At 70.1% G+C, this 21,209-nt stretch carries 12 protein-coding genes and 1 pseudogene; 6 read left to right on the forward strand and 7 right to left on the reverse strand.

Annotation, left to right across the window (positions count from 1 at the left end; genetic code table 11):
- Nucleotides 1-8: 8 nt before the first annotated feature.
- Nucleotides 9-1,838: a TniQ family protein gene (locus ABZ707_RS30700; RefSeq protein WP_360181207.1), complete on the forward strand. Its 1,830-nt coding sequence runs from the start codon at nt 9-11 to the stop codon at nt 1,836-1,838.
- Nucleotides 1,839-1,937: 99 nt separating this feature from the next.
- Here the strand turns inward: ABZ707_RS30700 and ABZ707_RS30705 are convergent.
- From ABZ707_RS30705 to ABZ707_RS30715, 3 genes and pseudogenes are all read right to left on the reverse strand, one after another.
- Nucleotides 1,938-2,162 (reverse strand): annotated as a pseudogene (locus ABZ707_RS30705) (transposase); the annotation flags it as partial.
- A 26-nt stretch (nt 2,163-2,188) separates the two neighbouring features.
- Nucleotides 2,189-6,883, reverse strand: a complete 4,695-nt coding sequence (locus tag ABZ707_RS30710; RefSeq protein WP_360181210.1) for a DEAD/DEAH box helicase — start codon at nt 6,881-6,883, stop codon at nt 2,189-2,191.
- An 81-nt stretch (nt 6,884-6,964) separates the two neighbouring features.
- Complete coding sequence (locus ABZ707_RS30715; protein WP_360181212.1) at nt 6,965-9,958, reverse strand: hypothetical protein; 2,994 nt, start codon at nt 9,956-9,958, stop codon at nt 6,965-6,967.
- Between the two features lie 203 nt (nt 9,959-10,161).
- Here ABZ707_RS30715 and ABZ707_RS30720 point away from each other — a divergent pair, with 203 nt between their 5' ends.
- Nucleotides 10,162-11,901, forward strand: a complete 1,740-nt coding sequence (locus ABZ707_RS30720; protein WP_360181215.1) for a sigma-70 family RNA polymerase sigma factor — start codon at nt 10,162-10,164, stop codon at nt 11,899-11,901.
- Nucleotides 11,902-11,927: 26 nt separating this feature from the next.
- Here ABZ707_RS30720 and ABZ707_RS30725 read toward each other — a convergent pair whose 3' ends face one another.
- Nucleotides 11,928-14,084 (reverse strand): UvrD-helicase domain-containing protein, encoded by a 2,157-nt coding sequence (locus ABZ707_RS30725; RefSeq protein ID WP_360181218.1) that lies wholly within the window; start codon nt 14,082-14,084, stop codon nt 11,928-11,930.
- Nucleotides 14,085-14,212: 128 nt separating this feature from the next.
- Between ABZ707_RS30725 and ABZ707_RS30730 the strand changes: the two genes are divergently transcribed.
- A complete protein-coding gene (locus tag ABZ707_RS30730; RefSeq protein ID WP_360181221.1) occupies nt 14,213-14,911 on the forward strand; it encodes a hypothetical protein in 699 nt (232 codons plus the stop codon).
- A gap of 78 nt (nt 14,912-14,989) precedes the next feature.
- Complete coding sequence (locus tag ABZ707_RS30735; protein WP_360181224.1) at nt 14,990-17,605, forward strand: DUF262 domain-containing protein; 2,616 nt, start codon at nt 14,990-14,992, stop codon at nt 17,603-17,605.
- Nucleotides 17,606-17,634: 29 nt separating this feature from the next.
- Here ABZ707_RS30735 and ABZ707_RS30740 read toward each other — a convergent pair whose 3' ends face one another.
- The 3 genes from ABZ707_RS30740 to ABZ707_RS30750 form a co-directional block, all read right to left on the reverse strand.
- The gene (locus tag ABZ707_RS30740; RefSeq protein WP_360181227.1) at nt 17,635-18,288 is read right to left on the reverse strand and encodes a phosphoribosyltransferase family protein; all 654 of its coding nucleotides are present in this window, start codon (nt 18,286-18,288) and stop codon (nt 17,635-17,637) included.
- A gap of 104 nt (nt 18,289-18,392) precedes the next feature.
- Nucleotides 18,393-19,355 carry a DNA-processing protein DprA gene (locus ABZ707_RS30745; RefSeq protein ID WP_360181230.1) on the reverse strand — a complete coding sequence of 321 codons (963 nt, stop codon included), beginning with the start codon at nt 19,353-19,355 and terminating at the stop codon, nt 18,393-18,395.
- Between the two features lie 142 nt (nt 19,356-19,497).
- A complete protein-coding gene (locus ABZ707_RS30750; RefSeq protein WP_360181233.1) occupies nt 19,498-19,965 on the reverse strand; it encodes an ATP-binding protein in 468 nt (155 codons plus the stop codon).
- 163 nt (nt 19,966-20,128) lie between these two features.
- On the opposite strand from ABZ707_RS30750, the gene ABZ707_RS30755 reads away from it, so the two are divergent.
- Nucleotides 20,129-21,004 carry a helix-turn-helix transcriptional regulator gene (locus tag ABZ707_RS30755; RefSeq protein WP_360181236.1) on the forward strand — a complete coding sequence of 292 codons (876 nt, stop codon included), beginning with the start codon at nt 20,129-20,131 and terminating at the stop codon, nt 21,002-21,004.
- Entirely contained in the window at nt 21,001-21,201 is a 201-nt protein-coding gene (locus ABZ707_RS30760; protein WP_360181239.1) for a DUF397 domain-containing protein, read from the forward strand. Before ABZ707_RS30755 ends, ABZ707_RS30760 begins: the two co-directional genes overlap by 4 nt.
- Nucleotides 21,202-21,209: the final 8 nt, after the last annotated feature.

The raw sequence follows: 21,209 nt of genomic DNA on the forward strand, positions 1-21,209 counted from the left end.
GAGCCGTGATGCATCCACTGCCCCGGAGTCTCGAACCTGCCTCAGGAGAGTCCCTTGTCAGCTACCTGCTTCGGCTAGGGCATCGCCTCAGCCTCCCGCCTCTGCAACTGATCCGTGCGGCGGGCTGGACCGATCGCGTCCAAGCTACTCACATCCCAGGCAGTCTGCTGCTGGATCTCACCGGGCCGGAGGCCCAAGGATTCGTTCGACTGACCCGCCAGACAGCCGAGGAAGTGTCGGCACTGACACTGAAACAGTGGCGAGACCGGTATCCCCCCATCGCCTGGTCATCCGTGCCCGGACCGGGACCGAAGAGGCCGGACCCATGGCTTTTCGTCGGCTCCCCGCGGTATTGCCCCTCCTGCCTGGCGGGCGACGGCACCCCGGCCCAGCAACTCCACGGCGGCCCCTGGCACAAGCTCTGGCACCTACCCTTTGTCTTCAGCTGCGTAGAACACCAGACCTACCTGGAAGCAGGCTGTCCGCACTGCGGGCAGCCGCGCGCCATATCAGGGCGCCTGATCGAGCGGGCCAACGATCACAGCCTGCACTCAGCGCAATGCCGGTGGACGATCGACACTCCAACGCAGAAACGAAAGTCCCGCGCCTGCGGCGGCAGACTCGATCAGCGAGTTACTACGGATCCCGGCCGTCAGCCACACCCGACACCGGGCATCCTTCGCTTCCAGCAGTCCCTGCTTGCCCACCTGGAACCGCCGACTCCGGCCACGGACGCATCCGAATACTTCACGGATCTCCGGCTGGCCACCGCACTGATCGGCCTTACTTGGCCAGTAGGGCAGCATCTTCTCGACACCACCCTCTCCGGGTATGTGACCGCGTACCTCCACTCCATTTCAGAGAATTTCGGCACCAGCAACGGTCTGCAGCACCATCGCTTGCGCGATGTACCGCCCCGTGACCCGATCGCCTGTGCCGGACTCCTACGCGCCGCACACTCCTTACTCGAAGCAAACGATCTGTCCGAGCACCTTTCCCAGCTCGTCCACACCCCTGGAGAGCGGCCGACACGCACGCCCTGGGTACGCATCTACGCCCGCCATGAAAACTCGTGCTCGGGGCGATTCCGAGACGCGGCCGAACCATTGACACGCACCTACCGCAAAATCGGCGGCCCACAAGGACTCCGAGCACCACTGCGGGACGACTACCGACCAGAACACATCCCGGCATACCTGGAACCGGACTGGCATGAAAGTTACTTCGCACCCATTGCCGGAATCGCCCCGAAGGTCTTACGTCGAACCGCTGCGGTCCGGCTCGTCCAGTGGGCCATAGGCGGACCCCTCGATGAGGCCGCGACTTACCTCGGCATAGCCCCGGACCGCGTGCGGTTCAGATCCAACACCGACTTCCAACGCTGGGAGCGCGTGGGACGCAACCCGGCCGAGTTCGAACGGGTCCTCCGCGAGCTCAGCACCGAACTCCGAGCACCCCATCGACCACTCATCGACTACCAGCGCCGACGTGAGGCACTCAGGGACTGGGCTCTGCCTCCTGACGAATGGGACGCCTTGGTAAGCGAGTTACCACCCATCCCCGGCCCCATTCGGCCGGCAGTCGGCGACCGCAAACGTCAGGACGCCTCCGTATTCATCTGGGTACAGGTCACACAAGGCGAGCACCTCTTCGCCCCGCGCCCCATTGAGGCCGAACAGCCTCAAGACGTCCAACGCGAATGGGCGCTTCGCCGCAACACCACCTGGTACAACCTCGTCCGGCCAGATACCTTTCGGCACTACGCCGACCTACGGAAACTCCTCGCCGAATATGCCCAACAGCTCGCCCGGGACATCGACTCGGGTGCAGGCAGATAACCAACGGTCATCCAGTCGGGTGGCCCGAGGGGATCTCACCCTCGGGCTCCACAGATCCGGGACGCCGGCCCGCGCGGCCAGGATGGCTGCCGCGGCGGCCAGCTGCGGCTTGGTGCGGGAGCCCGGGTCGCTGCGCTTCTTGGGGAAGTGGTGGGCAGGGCTGTAGGGCAGCGCGTGCAGCGGGTAGTACAGGCGCTCGTCCGCCCACAGCGTGGTGACCGTCACGATGCCGTTGTCGGTCTTGCCCAGCCAGCCCAGCCACTGCCGGCCGGTGAAGGCGGTCCTGGTGCCGTCCTTGCGGTTGCCGGAGTCGTCCACGACCAGCACTCCGTGGGCGGCGTCTCATCCCCTCAGCTCACATTGCCAGACAGGGCATCGAGGAGTGCGATGGCCTCGCGGCGGCTCAGCAGCTCGTGGAAGCGCTCGTTGCGGAAGTTCCGCAGGCACGCGTAGCAGCTGCTCTCCGGGCCGCACTCGCAGGCCGCCACCCGGGCAAGCGCGGCAGAGACAACCGGTTCGAGCCGCTCGCCCATGGACACGGCATTGCCCGCGCCCCCCGGAGTGGTGTCGAAGAGCAGCAGGGACGGCATGCCGTCGGTGCCGGTGTGAACCGTGCCGTCGATGTCATCGCGACTGATCTCCAGGTGCGCCGCGGCGCCTTCGAGCAGCGCGTACAGGCCGGAACGCAGACGGGCCGCGGTGGCGGTCAAGGCTGTGAGCGGGTCCAGATGGATCTGGAGGAAGTCGGTCTGGTACCGGTGAGCGAGGGAGACGACACGGAGGGGGCCCGTGCACTGGGTGTCCTTCAGCAGGTGCGGGTGGCCGCCGCGCGGAGATCCGGCCTGGGCGTTCGGACGGCCCCAGCCGCACCAGTCGCAGATCTGGTATCCGGCGCCGGCCGGTCCCTCGGAGACAACCACCATCTCTCCCCGGGTGCCCGCCGACCAGGGCGTGGTGTGGCCGGAGACGAAGGTGGTCGCGCCTTCCTGGAGGTCGGCGGTGTCGGTGGACATGTGGACGTCGCCGTACCAGGACCGCCGTGGCGGGGTCTGCCCCGGGCGGCGCTGTGGGCCGCGCGCGGCGACGAAACCGTAGACCGGTTCGACGTACCGTCGTTGCGCGGCCGCGGACTGCGTGCCGCAGGCGGCGCAGACGGGGTCCACGGGTTCGGTGGCCTCCCGATAGCAGCCGCAGGCGGCGCACACGGCGTAGTGGCGGCTGACCAGTTCGCGGTCCGGCAGCCGGTAGACACCGGCGGACGCCCACAGGTGGCCGCCCGCGACGATCTCGGCCCCCGGGGCGTACTCGTGGACAGCGGCGCTCAGATCGCGGGTGAGTTCCAGTTGCCCCGAGACGGCGCCACCCTCCTGGGGGATGCGCAGTTCGACGGTGTCCACGGGGAAGCCGTACTTGGGCAGCACGTTGCGGTTGGCGAGGACGCCGAGCAGTTCGCGCTGGGTGAGGTTGCGAATGACCTTCTCGTACATCTCCGCCTGCCGGTACTTGCGGGCGGCCGCGGCTTGGTCGCGGCGTTCGCTGTACGAGGTGACGTCCTGGTCGAGGATCTGCTGTGCGGCCCGCAGGAGTCGGTCCAGTTCGGCGACCCAGTCGCCGGAGTTGATGCCGATCTCGGTTTGGACCGTGTCGGGGAGAACCCGGCACAGGGAGGCCATGACGCCCTCTGGGACAGGCGTCAGCCAGTCGCGCACGGTGTGGGCGGCGATCTCACCGGTGGTATCGTCGGGAAGGAAGAACTCTCCCGCCTTGCGCCAGATCCGGCCCCGCTCGTCCTTCATGGCACGGAAGAAGGCGGCGAGCGCGATGGAGTGGGCGTGGCGGCGGTCGATCCGGACGTTGTCGACAGGGACGATCGGGGCCCTCACCTCCCCGGCGATCATCCGCTCGGGCTCCGCGAACCGGGAAAGGTCGTGGGGGCGCCGCTGTGCGTAGGTGAGGACCAGCGCGGCCGAGTCGGCGCGGCGGCCGGCGCGGCCGGCGCGCTGGACGTAGTTGGCGGTGGAGGGCGGCATGTTGCGCAGGACGACGGCCTGGAGTTCACCGACGTCGACGCCGAGTTCGAAGGTGGTGGAGCAGGACAGGGCGTTGACTTGCCCTCGGACGAACTCCCCCTGGATCTCGGCGGCCTTCTCCCCGGTCCACTGCGCGGTGTGCTCCTGAGCGCGCAGTGGAACGGGGTCGAAGGTCAGGTAGAGGCGCCGCAGATGCTCGTCCGTCTCGGGCGACGGCTTGAAGTCCTCCAGGCGTCCTGTGCAGCGCAGCGTCGGGCACACACCGCGCACGGACACCGCGGTGATGCGGCGGCAGCGGTCGCAGGCGTACAGCGGATCGCTGTACGCCGTCATCGGCCGCAACCGCAGCCAGGCGAGGTCGAGTCGGCGGACGACGCCGATGCCCGGTTGGCTTTCGGACGGCAGCCAGTCGGCGAGGTGACCTGTCGTGAGGTCGCTCCACAGGCGGTTCAGGACATCGAGGGCGGTGGCCCGTCGTTCGCCCTGGTGGCCGAGGGCGTCGAGTACGCGTACGAGGTAGTCGACGCGTCGGTTCGAGGCGCTCGCGGCGCTGGGCAGCCAGCTGATCACCCTACGCTTGGCCTCGGAGCCCTGGGAGCGGACCCAGATGGGCCCCTTGCGCGGGGCGAACGCCTCGTCGCCCGCGTCGACGTCCTCGGGCATAGTGAGCGCGCCCTGGTTGCGCAGGGTGCGCAGGAGTTCCTGCAGCAGCAGCCATGCCTCGTCGTCCGTGAGGCCGAGTGAGGTGAGGGCGGCGGGTGGCTGCCAGAAGGGCTCGCGGTCGATGTCGATCCGGAGCAGGCCGAGGCCTTCGAGTGACTGGCGGTCGTCGAGGCTGAGCACTTCCTGCATCACCCACAGGGCCACTTCGCGCTGCTTGGCCTGGCGGGAGTCGTTGCGGCGGAAGACTCCGGCGCGGTCGGCGGCGCGGACGGTGTGGGCGACGAGGTCGTCGATGTGCAGGGGCTCGTCGGGGTCGGAGCAGCCCTGCCGGACGGCCTGGGTGATCAGGCGCCGGTGCTGGATGCGGGTGTAGGAGTCCTCCAGGTAGGGCGCGAAGTACGCGGCGGCCTGTCGGCTGTCGCTGAAGAACAGCAGCTTGCGGCCCTGTCCGGGCAGTGCGGCGGCCGGGCCGTCGGTCACCGGAGGCAGCGCCTGGTAGAGGGCGGTGCTGAGGACGGCTGCCGAAGCCTCGTTGCCCGCCTCGAACAGGCGGATCATTCCGTGACCGCGCGCTCCACAGGCGAGGCATGCGGCCGGGGTGCCCTCGTGGGTGTCGAGCTGGTGGACGCGGCGCAGTTCGGTGCCATCGCATCCAGGAGCGGTGCAGGATGCCGTGGCCGCGGGGTGCACGGCCGCGCAGCGGGTGCACAGTCTGCGTTCCTTGAGGCCGCCCTTGGCACTGTCGCCGAGTGTCTCGTCGTCCTCGTCAGCACCGGTGTCCGAGCCGTCCCCGTCGAGGAGCAGCCAGGTGTGGGGGCTGTCGGGAGATTTGCGGTGTGCGAGACGGGCTTGCGCCCCCTTGCCTGTGAAGGTGCCGTGCAGGTGTACGGCACCGCAGCGGCGGCAGGCGCCCAGCTCGAAGGAGGGGCGGGCACACCGCGCGCAGGTCTCGTGGCGGGCCAGGTCGAGATGGGGGCCTGCCGGGTCGAGGCAGGTGAAGGCGCCTTCCGTGGCGCGTGCGAAGAGGTGGTACCGGGCGGAGAGCACGGGAGCACCGTCGGTGTCGGTCACCTGGCTGGCGAGTTGGATGAGCGCGGTGACCGCCGCGGGTCCGACGGGGTCACCGGGGAAGACGTCGCGGGCGATCTCGTTCACGGGCCGGGGTCCGTCGGCGAGGGCCCGGCGCAGAGCCGCGGTGCCGGCCTCGGCGGCGAGGGCGGTGGCAGCGGTCGTGCCGGCGGGCAGGCCGTGCATGCGCGCGGCCGACACGATCTCCGGTTCGGGGTCGGCGGTCGTGGCCAGGCGCAGGTACTCGGTGGTCGGCAGCGGCCCCCAGTGCGGGCCATCGGGGGTGGCGACCCGGGTGGCGGTGACCAGGTCCTGGGCGGCCGGGTCGGTCGCGTCCAACCGGAAGGGGACGTCGAAGAGGGCCCGGGCGAAGGCGGTGACGGCGGCCGGGTTCTCCTCCGCGCCGACGGTGGCACTGGTGGCGATGGCCTGGATCTCCCGCCCCTGACCCACACGGTCCTTCAAGCGGCGCAGCAGCATGGCGAGTTCCGCGCCACGGGCTCCGTCGTAGACGTGAGCCTCGTCGACGACGACGAACCGCCAGGAACCCGCCTGCTCTCCCTCGAAGAGGTCCATGTCCTGGGGGCGGAGCAGCAGGTACTCCAGCATGGCGTAGTTGGTGAGCAGGATGTGGGGCGGTGTGGCGCGCATCTCGCGTCGGCTAAGCAGTTCGTTGGGCAGGCGCGGTTCGCCGGGGTTGAGCTGCTCGAAGGTGTCGGCGGCGCGCTGCGGATCGTCCTTGGTGTCGCCGGTGTAGCGGCCGAAGGTGATGTGGGGGGCGTCGGCGAGAAGTCGGCGCAGTCGCTTCATCTGGTCGTTGGCCAGGGCGTTCATCGGGTAGAGCAGCAGGGCGCGGACGCCGGGTCCGAGGGTGCCGCGGGCGTGTTCGGCGGCAAGGGCGTTGAGGACGGGCAGGAGGAAGCTCTCGGTCTTGCCGGAGCCGGTGCCGGTGGCCACGACAAGGTTGCGTCCGGCGACGGCCTTGCGCAGCGCCTGTTCCTGATGCCGGTACAGGGGACGATCGGCGGGCAGTGCGGGGCCGGTCAGCTGTTGGAACGCGGGGTCGAGTACGCCCTCTGCGACGAGCTCGTTCAGGGTGGCGCCCGGCGCGTAGGCGGGGGTGGTCTCCAGCAGTGGCCCCTTGGTGAGCAGCGGGCTGGTGTCGATGGCGTGGGCGAGGGCCTCGGCCAGGCGGGGCTCGCGCAGGGGCAGCAGGGAACGCAGATAGCGGCGGTAGGTGTCGCTGATCATGCGGGAGGTGGCGAGCGGGTCGAGGCTGTGCACGGGAGGCTCCGATGTGACGGTCGGCTTCGGACGAGCGGTGGGGCGGTAACGCTGCGGTACGGGCTGGACGGGAATCGGTGGTCAGCCGGTGCTGTGCACGGCCTCCGCGGTGACCAGGCATTCCGCGAGGGCGATGTCGACGGCGGTGAGATCCGGTGCGTGAGAGGCGACGGGCGCCCACAGGTGGCGAAGTCCCCGTTCCAGGCCGGCGGCACGGGCGTCACCGGCGGCGGCGAGCCTCGCGATCAGCGCGCATCCCAGAGACAGGTGAGGGAACCGCATCCAGGCTTCGCCCGGCCCGTGCAACCGGCCTGGGTCCCGTCCGCGGAAGGCCTGGGCCAGGTCTGGGTGTCCGTCGTCCAGGAAGATCGATACGGCGTCGAGTGCCTCGGAGAACTGCTCACGCGTGGCGTGGTACTGGAGGTCCTTGCGGGCACGGAACGCCTGCCAGGCGGCGTCGGCACGGGTGTCGGGGTCCAGAAGGCCCCGAGGGACGACACGGGCGCTGCGCCACACGGCCTGCTGCTGGAGTTCGGGGAGCTGGTCGAGGGCACGGGTCTGGGCGTCGAACCGGCCGACCGCGCCGCTCGGATCCGCCTGCCCGGCCAGCAACGCCGCGCTGGCGTCGCCCAGAAACTGGCCGACCTCGCCGAGGAGTTCCGCCTCCTCCGGGTAGAGCTCGCCGACGTCATAAGCGGGGTGACCGGAGAGATACGGCAGCAACGGGGACGTGAGCAGCAGCGCACACAAAGGAGCCTGCCGCCAGACGCGACGTACGGTGGCAGGGTCCGCCACCTCCCGTATCCGCAGGGCGGCGAGACCGCTGCCCGCGAGCACGGAGGCGAGTTCGCCGGAGCGCAGTGCGCTGTCGGCCGCTCCAGTGAGGGCGGTGGGCCCGGCATCCACGAGGGCGCTGCGGCATTCCGCCGGTGCCGTCTCTCTGGCTCCGCACGCCTGCAGGTCGCGTCCGCGGGCGGCCACGATCCACTGGTAGGGGATCGCGTCGGTGTCGCGCGGGAGCGCGCCGTGCCCAGCCAGGTACTCCGAGATCCTGGCGCCGGATCCGTGGCCGGCGGTGGAGGTCCACGGGGAGCGGCGCAGCACGAGGGTGTCGCGATCGCGCAGGCGGGGCCATCCGGGAGCTGTGGGTGTGGGGGCGCCCGCGTTCAGGTGCACGATCAAGGGGCCGAGCGACCGCCAGGCCGCGGGCAGCGGGATACGGCCGCTCTGGTCGACGGTGGCCGTCAACGGCTGTTCCCACGGGGCGAAGACGGCGTGCAGGCGGGCGGTCAGTTCGCCCGGGTGGCGCAGCCCCCGCAGCAGCAGTCCGCCGCCGTCGGGTACGACGTTTTCCGCGATGGGCTGGGTGCGCACGGTCGCGACATGGACGCTCTCCCCCGCGACCAGCAGCCGTATCTCGGCTTTCACGCAGTCGCGCACGGTGTCCGCCAGGGCCGCCAGTGAGTACCGGAGGTCTCCTCTGCGCGTGCGAGTGCGGCGTTCTGGACGCAGCGTGAGCAGGGTCGCCCCATCGACGACCAGTGCCAGCAAGGGTGTCACCGCCACCGCCTGTTCCGGCAGGCGAACGGTCAGGGCGCTCTCGCCGACCAGGTCAGCCGCGTCGATGTCGAGCGGCCGGATGGACCAGGTCAGGGGGTGGCCGCCGAGTTCGAGACGGACCTCGGAGTGCGGGATGCACGCCTCGACGGCGAACTGACGGATCCCGTCGCCCAGCACCAGCCCCTTGGTGATCTCGTACGGGGAGAACGCGACGACGCGCTCGGAGGCGGTGACCGGTCCGTCGGCGCCGAGCGTCAGCCGAGCGGTGGCCAGGCCTCCGTGCGGGGCGAGCAGACGCCACGCGGCGGTCGGTTCGGCCGTGATGCCCTCGGCGAGGAAGGCCGCCAGCCGGCGGCTGCGCCGGGAGCCGACACGGTGGACGAGGATTTCGTACGGTCCCAGAAGCGGGCGGGGTACGTCCTTCCAGGGATCGAGGAGCGCCCCGGGAGCACCAGTCTGACGGGTGAGAGGCTCCTCGTGGCCGCGGCGGCGCACTTCGGCCTGCCAGAGTCGCGCGTCCGGCTCACCGGCGCGCCGCGGAAGCCGGAGAGCGGGCGGACGGTGCCACACGGGTGCCCCGTCGTCGCCCGTGATCCAGGGCAGCGTCGCACCGCCCTCCCACCCGAGCGGCCGTCCGGCGGCTACGTCCAGCCAGTTTCCCGGAACCGCGGCGGCGGCCCGCACCCGCGTCACCCCGGTCAGTGACACCCTGCTCAGCGTCCAGCCGTTCCAGCCGTACGGGGTGGGCAGTTCCACGATGCCGGGGTCGGCGCCCTCGGTCTGCAGGGTGCCGGCGTGGAGAAGGCAGATCTGGGCGGCGGGCAGGAGCTCGTCCGGGGGGATGCGGTGGCCGTCGGCGCCGAAGGCCAAGAGGGCGTCGTCCGGGTCCACGATCGCCGAGACATGAGTGGTTCCCGTCGGGTCTGTCGCCTCGACACGGCGCACGGGGCCCGGCAATACCCAGTAGGGCGGCAGGGCTGCGAACACCTCACCGTCGGCGGACAGTTGCCAGTCCCCCGCGTCCGGCTCGCCGGGCAGGGTCAGGAGCACGCTGCCCGCGCCGGGCCCGAGACGGACCTCGGGAGCGAAGGTAGCGCCGCGGGACGGGGTGACCGAACCGTCCGCCGCGGTCGGCACGCGCCATGTCCAGCCCAGCGAGCGGGCGGCCTCCTGCACGGCGCGACTCCATTCGTCGGCGCTCTCCGGGGCGGCTCCGTGTGACCCCAGGTCGGGGCGCGCCGCGAGCACGCGCGCGCGGGCTTCAGCCACCAGGCGCGGGAGTTCCGGACCGTCGGCCAGCGCCACGGTGTGGACCGCGCAGGCGGGCCAGCGTGCGAAGACCGTGTCGCGCGGGAGGTCGGCGTGATCCGCGAGCAGCCGGTACGCCACCAGCGCTTCCAGGACGAGCGCGGTCCGTACGGCGGCGACCGGCTCCACCGCGCCGGCAGACGGCTCCCCCGCCTCGCGCCAGGCCCGCTCGCAGTCGTCCAGCAACTGCGTGGGATCGACCAGCATGCCCCGCCCCTCCCCGTCTCGGACGTACCGATCTCGCCCGGGACCGACCATCGTTGTACGTTCTACCATTCCTTCACATAAGGAGCAGGGGGAATCCGCAGGTGAACGGTGCGTTCTACCCGGGGCGTGACTGATTGTCAGTGGTGGGTGGTGCAATGCGAGAGGCTCGTCGCACCGCAGTACGGCACACGGGGGGCACGCTGATGACGACGGACACCGAGGCCGGGACGCCGGCCGTGTTGCATGAGGCGCTGGTGACTGCCGCGGGGCCACAGCGAGCCCTGACCCCGGTGGCCTTGCGGGGACTGCTGGCCGGCGTGGACACCGCGGTGGTGGCCGAGGTGCTAGGCCGGGTGATGGCGGAGGGGGTCGCACTGCCTCCGGTCGCGGTGGCCGCGTTCGGTCTGGGAGGCTGTTCGGCGGTCCCGGCCGCGCCAGAGCTTCCCGCGACGGCCGGGCCGTTGAGCGACACCCAAGGTGAACGCAGCGTTCCGGCGGGGCCGGAGCCGGAACCACACCGACCACCACGCTTCACCCTTGAGCTGGAGCAGGACAGCAGGCTGGACCTTTCCGCGTTGACCGTGCGAGCGCTCGGTCCCGGCTTTCCCTCCGCGTCCCGGCCGCCCCTGCGGGCCGAGAAGCCGTACGAAACGCCCGTCGGTCCTACCACCGCGCTCACCGTGCCGCCTTTGCCCCGCCCCCGCCCCAAGCCCGTCGCCGAGTCCCCGGAGGAGGACGCTTCCCCACGTCAGGCCGTGGGCGACGCTTTCACGCACTACCGCAAGGAGATCGGCAGGTTCCCGCTGCTCTCCCGGCAACAGGAGGCGGAGCTGGCCCAGGCCATCGAGGCGGGACTGCTGGCTCGCGAGAAGTTGGACGAGGCCGGCCGGAAGATCGCTCCTAAACTGCGGCGTGAGCTGGAACAGCTGGTCCGGCTCGGGGAACTGGCGTTCACGGACTTCGCCCAGGCGAACCTCCGGCTGGTGGTCAGCGTGGCCACCTGGTACACGGGCCGCGGGCTGGACCTCATGGATCTGATCCAGGAGGGCAACCTCGGCCTGCTGCGCGCCATCGAGAAGTTCGACCACCTCAAGGGGAACAAGTTCTCGACGTATGCCGTCACGTGGATCCGGCAGGCGATCACACGGGCCCTGACAGACAAAGGCCGCACGATACGGATCCCCGCCCACGCGCACGAAACCCTGGCCGCGCTACGGAAGGCGGCACGGGAGTTGGGGCACGAGTCACCCACCGACGCTCTCCCCACAGTGGCCGCCCGCGCGGGTGTCGCCGTTGACGAGGCGCACGTCCTACTGGCCCGGGTCCGCCGAACACTCCCCCTGGAAGACCTGACCGAGTCCATCGGTGACGACGCCTTGCACGAGGAAGCGGACCGGAGCATTCAGGGACCGCACTGGACCGAACCGGACTTCTACTACGGTGACCTGTCCCCGGAAGAAGTCCGTGATCTGTTCAGCTGCCTCTCCGAACGAGAGCGCCGGGTGATGACCCTCCGGCTCGGACTCGACGACGGTCCCGAGCTCACCCTCGAAGCGATCGGAGCGGAGCTGAACCTCACCCGGGAACGGATCCGCCAGATCGAGTCCAAGGCCCTGACGAACCTGCGGGAGCAGATCGACGTGTACCGGATCCGCGCCGCCCGAACGGTCCGCGAGCCGTCGCGCGCCGTACCGAGCGACGCGGCCGGGCCTCCCACCGAGTTCGCCTCCGACGCCCCCTGTGTGCGCCGAAGGGTCTACAGGCCCGGAGGATTCATCGTGGTCGGCCATCAGAGGATTCACGTGGGCATGCAGTGGCACGCGAGAACCGTCACCGTCCTGGTAGCGGACGAGTGGTTCCGAGTGGTGCACGACGGGCGTGAGATCACGACTGTCCGTCGCCACCGCACGGGAGTCGACAAGATCCATGGGGCTCCGGACTGAGGCGGTGCCGGAGCCCACGCCCTGCATCAAGCCGCGAGGAACTCACTGGCCCGCCCGCTGTACGACACGTACAGCGCCTCCCGCGCCCGGGTGCAGGCGACGAACAGCAGGCATCGCTCGGCGGCCAGGTCGGTGGTGTGTTGGATGCGGTCCACCTCGGCCGGGGTGACGGCCGGCGTGAACGGGAAGGCGGACCGGGTGACTCCGGCAACAGCGACGCACCGGTACTCCAGCCCCTTCATGCTGTGCAGCGTCGACACCCGCACCCCGACCGCGCTCTCCGGCTCCCCGTCCCGCACCCGCACCACGGGGATGCCGGCCGCGGCGAGGCGGTCGCCGAGCTTGCCCGCCAGGGTGTTGAAGCGGGCGCAGACGGCGATGTCCGAGGGGGCGACACCGGCGTCCATCCAGTCGCGCACCCGGCGCACGACCGCGTCGGCCTCCTCGTTCTCCCTCCCGTGCCCTTCGCACACGGGCTGTGCGCCGTGCAGCAGCGAGCGGTATCCGGTGAGGGTGTCGTGGGCGTCGCCGGTCAGGTCGGCGACGGGCTCGCTGTCGAGCAGGCTGCGGGCCCAGCGCAGGATCTCCTCGGTGGAGCGGTAGTTGACGCGCAGTCGTCCGCTGCGTCCCGCGACGGAGATGCCGAGGGAGCGCAGCGAGACCCGGGCGTCGTAGATCCGCTGGTGCGGGTCGCCGGTGACGAACAGGTCGTCGGGGCCTTCGGCCGCCAGGACGCGCAGCAGGCGCCATTGCGCCGGGTGCAGGTCCTGCGCCTCGTCCACGACGACATGGTCGTACGACGGTCCCGCACCCGGCTTGTCGCGCAGCAGCCGGGTGGCCTCGGCGCAGACCTGGAGCCAGGTGTGCGCCCGGTCACGGGTCAGGCCGTCCTCGAACAGGGTCACGGCCTGCCAGACGCGCCGCCGCTGGGTCTGCCCGAGCGCGCTGCCGCGTCCACGCCGTTCGCACGCCAGGTACTCCTCCTCGCTCCGCAGGTCCTGGGCGAGAACCACATGCCGGTACTCCTGGGACAGGAACGCCTCGTTCCAGGGCAGTTCGAGGCGGCGGGCCACGCGCTGCCAGCGGGTGCGCTCGTCCCGGTCACCGAGCGCGGTCCCCGGGTTGCCACGCAGCTGCCGTACGACGCGGTGGGCAACGGCGTCGACGGTGGTGACGTCGACACGGGCGAGCAGCGCCGGGTCGTGGTCGAGCAGCAGGGCGAGGCTGCTCTGGAGGGAGCGGGCCAGGGCTCCGGTGAAGGTGGTGAGGAGGACGCGTGTGTCGGTTGCCCGGTCCAGGAGGTGCTTGACCCGGTGCAGGGCCACGACCGTCTTTCCGGTGCCGGGACCGCCAGTGATCTGGGCGGGTCCGGCATAGGCGGGCCGGTAGGCGATGCGCCGCTGGGTGGGGTGGAGGAAGATCCGCCAGGCGGCGAAGGGCTTGGTCAGGATGTCGGCGAGTTCGTCGGGGCCGGTGACGAGCGCGATACGGCTGCGGGTGCGGGTGACGGCGGAGGCCAGGTCGTCCCCGGCGGTGTCCTCCCCCGCCGCGCTCTCGGCGACAGTCGTCTTCTGGCGTACGGCGACGAGGTCCCGGTAGATGTCGTCGGGGTCGAGTCCCTCGGCGAGCAGCCACAGCGCCTCGTACTGGTCCTCCGGCATCAGCGACCCGAACGCCTCAAGCTGCGCCTTACTGGTGACGGTGCGGGCCGCCCGCAGGGTGACGTCGTCGACGCCGAGGTGCCGCAGGACGGTGTCCGACCAGGGGGCGAACAGGAGTTGAGGGGCCGCGGCGGCCTCCTGAGCGAAGAGCGGGGTGATCTGTTCCATGGCGGTCAGGTCGCGTACTTCGAGGCAGCGGGTCACGGAGTTGACCGTGTAGAGCCGTCGGCGGGCCCAGGAGTAGGCCTTGTCGTGGGGGACGACGTGGACGAAGACGAAGAGGTCGCTGCCGTCATCGGGCGCGAGCAGCACTATGCGCAGGCCGTCGTCGACGCGGATGGTCCGCATCCGCGGGTCGCGCGAGCTGACCACCGACTCCAGGTGCAGCCCCTTGTCCGCGTGGAGTTGCGGGACCGTCAGCTGCTGGAACTTGGCCATCGCCTTGTGGACGCGGGCGCGGGCCGGCTTGTCCAGCCGGTCGACGCCCTCCCAGAACGTGTTGGTGATCGCGATCTGCGGCATGTTCCCCACCCTTCGACAACACCGACCAACAGAGTATCTGTTGACTCAGTTTACGAAAACCTCCATGATTCGTCGCAGGAGTCGCTGTACGACACAGGGGCATCGCGAGCGCGGGGGTTGTTGGGGAGATGACACTGCTGGAACCGGATACGGACGGCCAACTCGCCGTGGAAGACGACTGCGTGGACCTCTTCGATCTGGCCGGTGACCCTCTGGACGCGGCCGTAGCCCGGCTGAAGGCGGGCGTGAAGCCGACCGCCGAGGACATCGCCCTGCTGACCGAGGCGGCCCTCACCGCGCAGCGCGCCTTCGAGGAGGTCGGCGCGGCGAACGACGTACTGGACGACGCCTCGGACCTGGGCGAGGACCTGACGACCGCACTCGCGGAGACCCTGCGGCGCCGGGCCCGGGCCGAGGTCCCGGCACTGCTCGGCGCCCTGCGGGCCCAGGCGGCTCGCGTCGAACGCTCCGAGGCCGTCCGTACGATCGCCAACCGCATCCTCGGCAACGGCGGACCGGACGAGCCGGCCGCCCTGAATTCCGTCCCCGCTCTCACCGCCGACCTGCTGCCCCGCGTGCCGTCCGTGTACGACGACGAGGAAGAGCCAGGCACGAGCCTCGCCGACCTCTGGGAACGTCAGGAACGCCTGGCGCGGGTTCAGGACCGCGTGCGCAGGGAGCGGGTGGAGCAGGTCGCGGCGCACCTGGTCGCACTCGCGGAACGGATCGTCGACCGGGCCTTCCTGGACGCTGGGTTCACGCGGGCGGCACTTGACGAGATGGACCGGGCCCACGCGCTGTGGTGTGCGTGCCTGGACGAGGGCTGAAGCACCCCTGGCTGTCAGCAGGAAGCCCTAAGGTCTTTCCCACGCGCTACGACCGGACCGATCACCGAGGGGGACGCCGTGCAGGCGAAGGAGACGCTGTTCGCCGATCTCGTCCAGGGCAGGGCACAGCAGTTCCAGGTGCCGCTCTATCAGCGGACGTACTCCTGGACGGAGAAGCAGCTCAGACAGTTGTGGACCGACATCCTGGAGCAGGCCGAGCTGCTGGAGTCCGGAGAGAAGGCGAGCACACATTTCCTGGGGTCCGTGGTGCTCGCGCCGTCGCCGCAGAACGAAGCGACGTTCCCCCGCTGGCTCGTCGTCGATGGCCAGCAGCGGCTGACCACGCTGTCGCTCGCCCTGGCCGCGATCCGCGATCACATAGCGGACGGCGAGCCGGACGAGGCCGAGCGCATCGACGAGGAATACCTCATCAACAAGCGCAAGAACGGCAGCGATCGCCTCCGGCTACTGCCGACCCAGGCTGATCGGGCGCAGTTCGCGGCATACGTTCGCGGGCCGCTCTCGGAGCAGGCCGCCGGCGGAGCCGTGGCCGCCGCCTACGGCTTCTTCCGCCGCAAGCTCGTCGAGGCCGCCGATCCGGCCGCCCCGCAGGACGTGCTCCGCATCGAGGAGGCCATCACCTCCCGGCTCACGCTGGTGGCGGTGACAGCCGAACGCGCTGACAACGTGCACCGCATCTTCGAGTCCCTCAACAACACCGGCCTCAAGCTGAGCCAAGCCGACCTGCTGCGCAACTACCTGTTCATGCGGCTGCCCACCCGCGGTGAGCACATCTACGAGACCTACTGGCTTCCGCTGCAGGACAGTCTGAGCAACGACGAGCTGGAACAGCTCATGTGGCTTCAGTTGGTGCTCGACGGGGACGACCGGGTCCGCCGCCAGGACCTGTATGCGGCTCAGCAGCAGCGCTTCGAGCGGGGTGAGGTCAGCGAGGCGGAGATCGAGGCGTACATCCAGGAGTTGTACCGGCGCGGCGCCCTCTTCCGTCGACTGCTCCACCCCGAGGAGGAGGCGAACAAAGCGGTCCGCGCCCATCTGCACCGGCTTGACACCTGGCAGGCCCAGGTCACCTATCCCGCGCTGATGCTCCTGCTCGACCGGCGCCAGCGAGGGGAGCTGGATTCCGCGGACACGGCGCGCGCGATGTCGTACATCGAGAGCTTCCTGGTGCGCCGGATGATGTGCCGGGTGCCGACGAACAACCTCAACAGGATCTTCCAGGCGGTGCCCGGACAGCTCCCGCTGGACGTGGCCGTCGCCGACGGACTGCACCAGCTCCTCTCCGCCGAGAACCGCTTCTGGCCCGACGACGACGAACTGCGCGAGAAGGTTCGGACGGCGCCCTTCTACAAGTTCGGCCGCGGGCACCAGCGGAAGATGGTGCTCCAGCGCCTAGAGGAGAGCTACGAGCATCCCGAACCAGTCGACTTCGCCACCGCGCAGCTCACCATCGAGCACGTCATGCCGCAGTCGCCGGGCGACGAGTGGCTCCGGATGCTGAGCGAGGACGTGGTCGACGGCGAGAGCGCGGAGGACCTGCACGCCCGACTCCAGCACACGCTCGGGAACCTGACGCTCACCGCGGTGAACGCGGAGTTGTCCAATCACCCCTTCGAGCGCAAGCAGGGCCTGCTCCAGGGCAGCCATCTGGAGATGAACCGCCGCATCGCGGCCACAGAGCGGTGGGGCGCGAACGAGATCCGCACCCGTGCCGACGAACTCGCCGACCGGGCGATCGCGCTGTGGCCGGCCCCGCTGCGCGGAGTCGGCCGAGCGGAGCGGAGCCGGGACTGGAACCTGGCCCACCAGGTGCTCGCCGCGCTCCCCCACGGCACCTGGACGTCGTACGGCGATCTCGCGGCGTTCATCGGCTCCGGCGCCCAGGCCGTGGGCAACCATCTGGCCAATACGCCGGGGGTGGCCAACGCGTACCGGGTGCTCACCTCCGAGGGCAAGGTCTCCGACGGCTTCCGCTGGACACCTCAGGACGCGGGAGGAGACGTCCGCGCCCGGCTGAGCGCCGACGGTGTGCGCTTTACGACCAACGGAGCCGCCGATCCGGCGCAGCGCCTCTACGCAGACGACCTCGCTCTGCTGGTCGGCGCAGCTGAAGACGACCAGGCCGACGGCGAGGAGAACGCAGCGCAGCCCACCCCGGAAATCCAGGTTGAGCAGACGCACGCCGACCCGTTCTACCTTCAGCTCGTGGCGGAGAACTCCCCTGAGAGGCGGTTCTTCCGCCAGCTCGCGAGAAACAATTCCTCCGGGACGGTGGAGGCGGTGCGCGCCCTCTTCGACCGCTGGGAAGAAATCGCCGGCTCAATCCTCCACCTGGGAAACGACCACGTCATCGGCGCGAACCTCACGCTGGGTGAGGCGGGCACCCCGGGCAGTGGGATCTCGCCATTGGGCCTGCTCCCGAGTCCAGGGGGCGGCACTGCGTACGTCACCTTCCAGACTCTGGCCGTGCATGAGCCTTTCACCGACCACGCCCTGCGTGCCGAATTCCTCAGGCTCCTCAACGAACTTGAAGGTGTCGACCTCCAGGAGAGAAAGCCGGGGCCGGACCCCAGCTTCCTGCTGTCCGTGCTGGAAGACGACCGCAACCGAGAGCTGCTCGTCGAGGCTTTGATGTGGCTTCGGGACCGTTGGGAGAGCCGGGACGCGGGCTGAGACAGGGCTCAGGGAGCACCGGTCGATGGTCACGAGTCGAAGAGTGCCCCCTGGCGGTCCGCCCCTCGCCACGGGGCGCGAGCGAGGACGAGGCCTCTCACCTCAGCCGCGCCCGCCTCGCGCAGTAGGCGGGCGACGGCCTGCATTTGCTGGCCGGTGGTGAACAGGTCGTCGAAGAGCAGGAGGGTGCGGTCCTGTACGCGCCGCTCGATGCGGATGGCCTTGGCGTGGGCGGCGGCCGCGAGGCGTTTGGCCTCACGGTTCTTCCCGGCCGAGCGGTCGGTGTCCACAGGCTTGACCAGGACCGGGGAGGTCGGGAAAGGCCAGCGGCCGGCGACGTCCTCGACGGCGGCGGCCTTCAGGATCTCCTCGATGTGCCGGATCGGAGTGCGGCCCGTCCAGGTGGGGTTGCCGACGATTAAATCGGCGCCAGCCATCCGGTCCGCGTTGCGCTCCATCCACCCGACGACCAGGCGCCCGAAGATGGTGGCCCAACCCCAGGCCCCGTCATACTTCAGGCGCCGCACAGCGTTCTCCAGGTCGCCCGAGAACATCGCGACGGCGTCGACCCGGCTGAACCCTCGTTCGTGCGTAGGCAGTCCGCATAACGCGTTGGTGCACCGGCGTGCCACTCCGAGCGCCTGGCTGCACACCGGACAGTGGGCGTCGGGAACAAGTTCCAAGGAGCGAGCCGCGCACGTGGCACATATGGAGGCGCTGCCTCCCAGGTAGTACGGGCAGCGGGCGCAGTGCGGGAAGCCTAGGGGTTCGAGTCCCTCGACGTGTCTCACAGGATGGCCAGCGCGAGCTGCTGGCGCTGCTCACCCGCCTTGCGCATCTGTTCCGCTCCGGCCAGCCCGTCCAGTACGTCGGCTAGCTCGTCGACCACGGTCGCGCGCCCCTCCTCCAGCATCTTCGCCGCCCATGGCTGGGCGGCGACCAGGGAGCGCAGCAGGAACGCCCGCTTGCCGTGCTCCGAGGCGATGCGCGCCTGCATCTTCGCGCCCGAGGTGCGGGAGGCCTCGATGACGACCGTGCCCTGGGTGAAGCCGCTCATGGTGACGTTGCGGCGGGGGAAGGTCCAGCGGGCCGGACCGGACGACGGCCAGAACTGGGAGACGACGGCGCCGCCCTCGGCAACGATCCGTTCGGCGAGGCCCCGGTTCTCCGCCGGGTACATGGGCGCGGCGATCCCTGTGCCGATCACAGCGACCGTGCGGCCGCCCGCGTCGAGGGTCGCCGTGTGGGCCGCGGTGTCGACGCCGCGGGCCAGACCAGAGGTCACCACGACTGAGTGCTCGGCCAGCCCGCGGGCCATCCGTGCCGCCCGCCTGCTTCCGTCCTCGCTCACGTCCCGCGTCCCGACGACGGCTGCGGACCGGGCGTCCCGGTCCTCCAGGTTCCCGCGGACCCACAGGAAGGGCGGCAGGTCTGGGATCAGGCGGAGGTTCGCCGGATAGTCGTCGTCCAGGACGGTGACCAGGCGGGCACCGGCCTGCTCGGCGGCCTCTGCCTCGACGGCCACCCTCGCCTCCTCGTCCTGGAGGGAGCCGAGCGTCGCGCTGAGCAGTTCCTCGGCCTTCGCAGCCGCCTTGGACTTCTCGGGCACCCGTCCCCGGTACAGCTCGTCAAGCCCGCCCGGCCGCTGCGCGACTCTGGCCAACAGCTTCCAGTCGAGTGTCGCGCCCTCTTGCCTGAGAGCGCAGAGCAGCAACAGGCGGTGTTGCTCGTCCGTGATCATCGTCTTCATCCTTCTACTCCGTCGTACATGTTCGAAGGACGCAGGGCGTCTGGTTCCGGCCTCGTGGCGCGTTGCCTCAGTATGACCCGGCAGCGCGGCCCTCGGGACCCGAACAGGAAATAGCTCGCGCGTTCTATTCTTCTCACGCATGTTACTGCCGGGTCGCAGTCGGCCGCCAGACGCACTCGACCCAGACCGACTTGCCACCAGGGTGGTGGGGCTCGCATCCCCAGGCACCGGCGAGCGAGGCGACGAGCAGCAGACCGCTCCCGGACTCGCCATCCCCACCCGGCCCGGGTTCGGGCAGGCGGTCACCCCGGGCGTCCGTGACCTCGATCCGCAGGGTGCCGGCCGTGAGGGTCAGGGCGAGGCGGGCGTGGCGACCCCGTACGCGGCCGTGCAGGGCGGCGTTCGCGGTGAGTTCCGCGATGAGGAGGGAGGCCGTGGCCGCGCCCTCCTCGCCGGCCGCGGCCTCCGGACAGTCCCGCCGGTCGGCGAGCCAGCGCTCGGCTGCGTGGCGGGCGGTGTGGGCGCCGTGTCTGCTGGTGGGGAACGTGAGGCGGAAGTGGTGGATGGTGGCGGTCGGTTCACCGGTGACGGTGACGGTTTGCTGGATCACCTCACCGAGAGTGACGGAGTGCTTCTACTGTGTGGAGGGTGCGGGGCGGTACGGAGGGTGACTGTCCCGGTGCGGAGGGCGGGATGTCCGGGCGTACGGCCGTGACCTGGCCGGACGTTCGGCGGTTCGCCCCTGGTACGACGGAAGTGGGCGGTGGTACGGGATGGCGGCACAGGCGGGCGGTTCGGGGGTTCCCACCGGCAGTGAGGCGGACGGTACGGACGAGGTGGCCGGCCTGTTCCGAGCGCTCGGGCGGCAGATCAAGGTCGCGCGGGTACGGGCCGGGATGAGCCAGAAGGAGCTGGGCGACCGGCTCGGGTACGGGGAGGAGACCATCTCGTCCGTGGAGCGGGGGCGGCGGACCCCTCAGCCTGAACTGCTGGTCGCAGTGGATGAGTTGCTGGAGTGCGGGGGGCTGCTGGCTGCGGCTGCGGAGGATGTGGAGCGGGCGAGGGCGCGGAGGAGGGTGCGGCATCCGGAGTGGTTCAGGGATTATGCGCGGTTGGAGGCGGAGGCGGTTGAGCTCCACGACTACAGCGCGCTTGCGGTTCCCGGACTCTTGCAGACCAAGGCGCACGCTCAGGTGGTGTTCCGGACGCGGCAACCCCTGTTGGACGAGGAGACCGTCGAACAGCGCGTGACCGCACGGTTGGACCGCCAGGAGATCTTCAAGCGTTGGCCGCCGCCGTTCACGACGTTCACCATCGAGGAATCAGTCTTGCGCCGCCCTCTCGGTGGGTGGGACGTTCATTACGAGCAACTTGAAGCACTGCTGAGGTTCAGCAGACTGCGCAGCGTCGAACTCCAGGTGCTGCCGATGGACCGCAAGGAACACCCCAGCCTGGGCGGGCCGTTCATCATGCTCACACCGAAGGGCAAGCCACAGGTGGCCTATCTGGAGGTGCAGCACATCAGCCGTCTGATCACCGACCCGGACGAGGTCCGTATCCTTGCCGCACGCTACGGCAGCATCAGGGCGCAGGCGCTCACGCCAGAAGAGTCACTGACCCTGATCGAGAAGATGCTGGGAGACCGATGAACGCCGAACAGCCCACACGGCTGGACTGGTTCAAGAGCAGCTACAGCAGCGGCGAAGGGGGTGCGTGCGTCGAGGTCGCCGCCGACCGGACCGCCGTCCGCGTACGGGACTCCAAGGAACAGAGCGGTCCACAGCTCGCGTTCACGCGGGGCGCGTGGGCCGGGTTCGTCGCGGACCTCGGGCGGGACGGGTTCTGATCTGACCC

The sequence above is a fragment of the Streptomyces sp. NPDC006923 genome, assembly GCF_040635655.1.
GTDB lineage: Bacteria > Actinomycetota > Actinomycetes > Streptomycetales > Streptomycetaceae > Streptomyces.

What these genes read in the sequence shown, in the direction of transcription:
- ABZ707_RS30755 (WP_360181236.1), top strand. Translation starts at nt 20,129, where the DNA reads ATGGCGGCACAGGCGGGCGGTTCGGGGGTTCCCACCGGCAGTGAGGCG.
- ABZ707_RS30700 (WP_360181207.1), top strand. Translation starts at nt 9, where the DNA reads ATGCATCCACTGCCCCGGAGTCTCGAACCTGCCTCAGGAGAGTCCCTT.
- ABZ707_RS30725 (WP_360181218.1), bottom strand. Translation starts at nt 14,084, where the DNA reads ATGCCGCAGATCGCGATCACCAACACGTTCTGGGAGGGCGTCGACCGG.
- ABZ707_RS30760 (WP_360181239.1), top strand. Translation starts at nt 21,001, where the DNA reads ATGAACGCCGAACAGCCCACACGGCTGGACTGGTTCAAGAGCAGCTAC.
- ABZ707_RS30720 (WP_360181215.1), top strand. Translation starts at nt 10,162, where the DNA reads ATGACGACGGACACCGAGGCCGGGACGCCGGCCGTGTTGCATGAGGCG.
- ABZ707_RS30715 (WP_360181212.1), bottom strand. Translation starts at nt 9,958, where the DNA reads ATGCTGGTCGATCCCACGCAGTTGCTGGACGACTGCGAGCGGGCCTGG.
- ABZ707_RS30745 (WP_360181230.1), bottom strand. Translation starts at nt 19,355, where the DNA reads ATGAAGACGATGATCACGGACGAGCAACACCGCCTGTTGCTGCTCTGC.
- ABZ707_RS30730 (WP_360181221.1), top strand. Translation starts at nt 14,213, where the DNA reads ATGACACTGCTGGAACCGGATACGGACGGCCAACTCGCCGTGGAAGAC.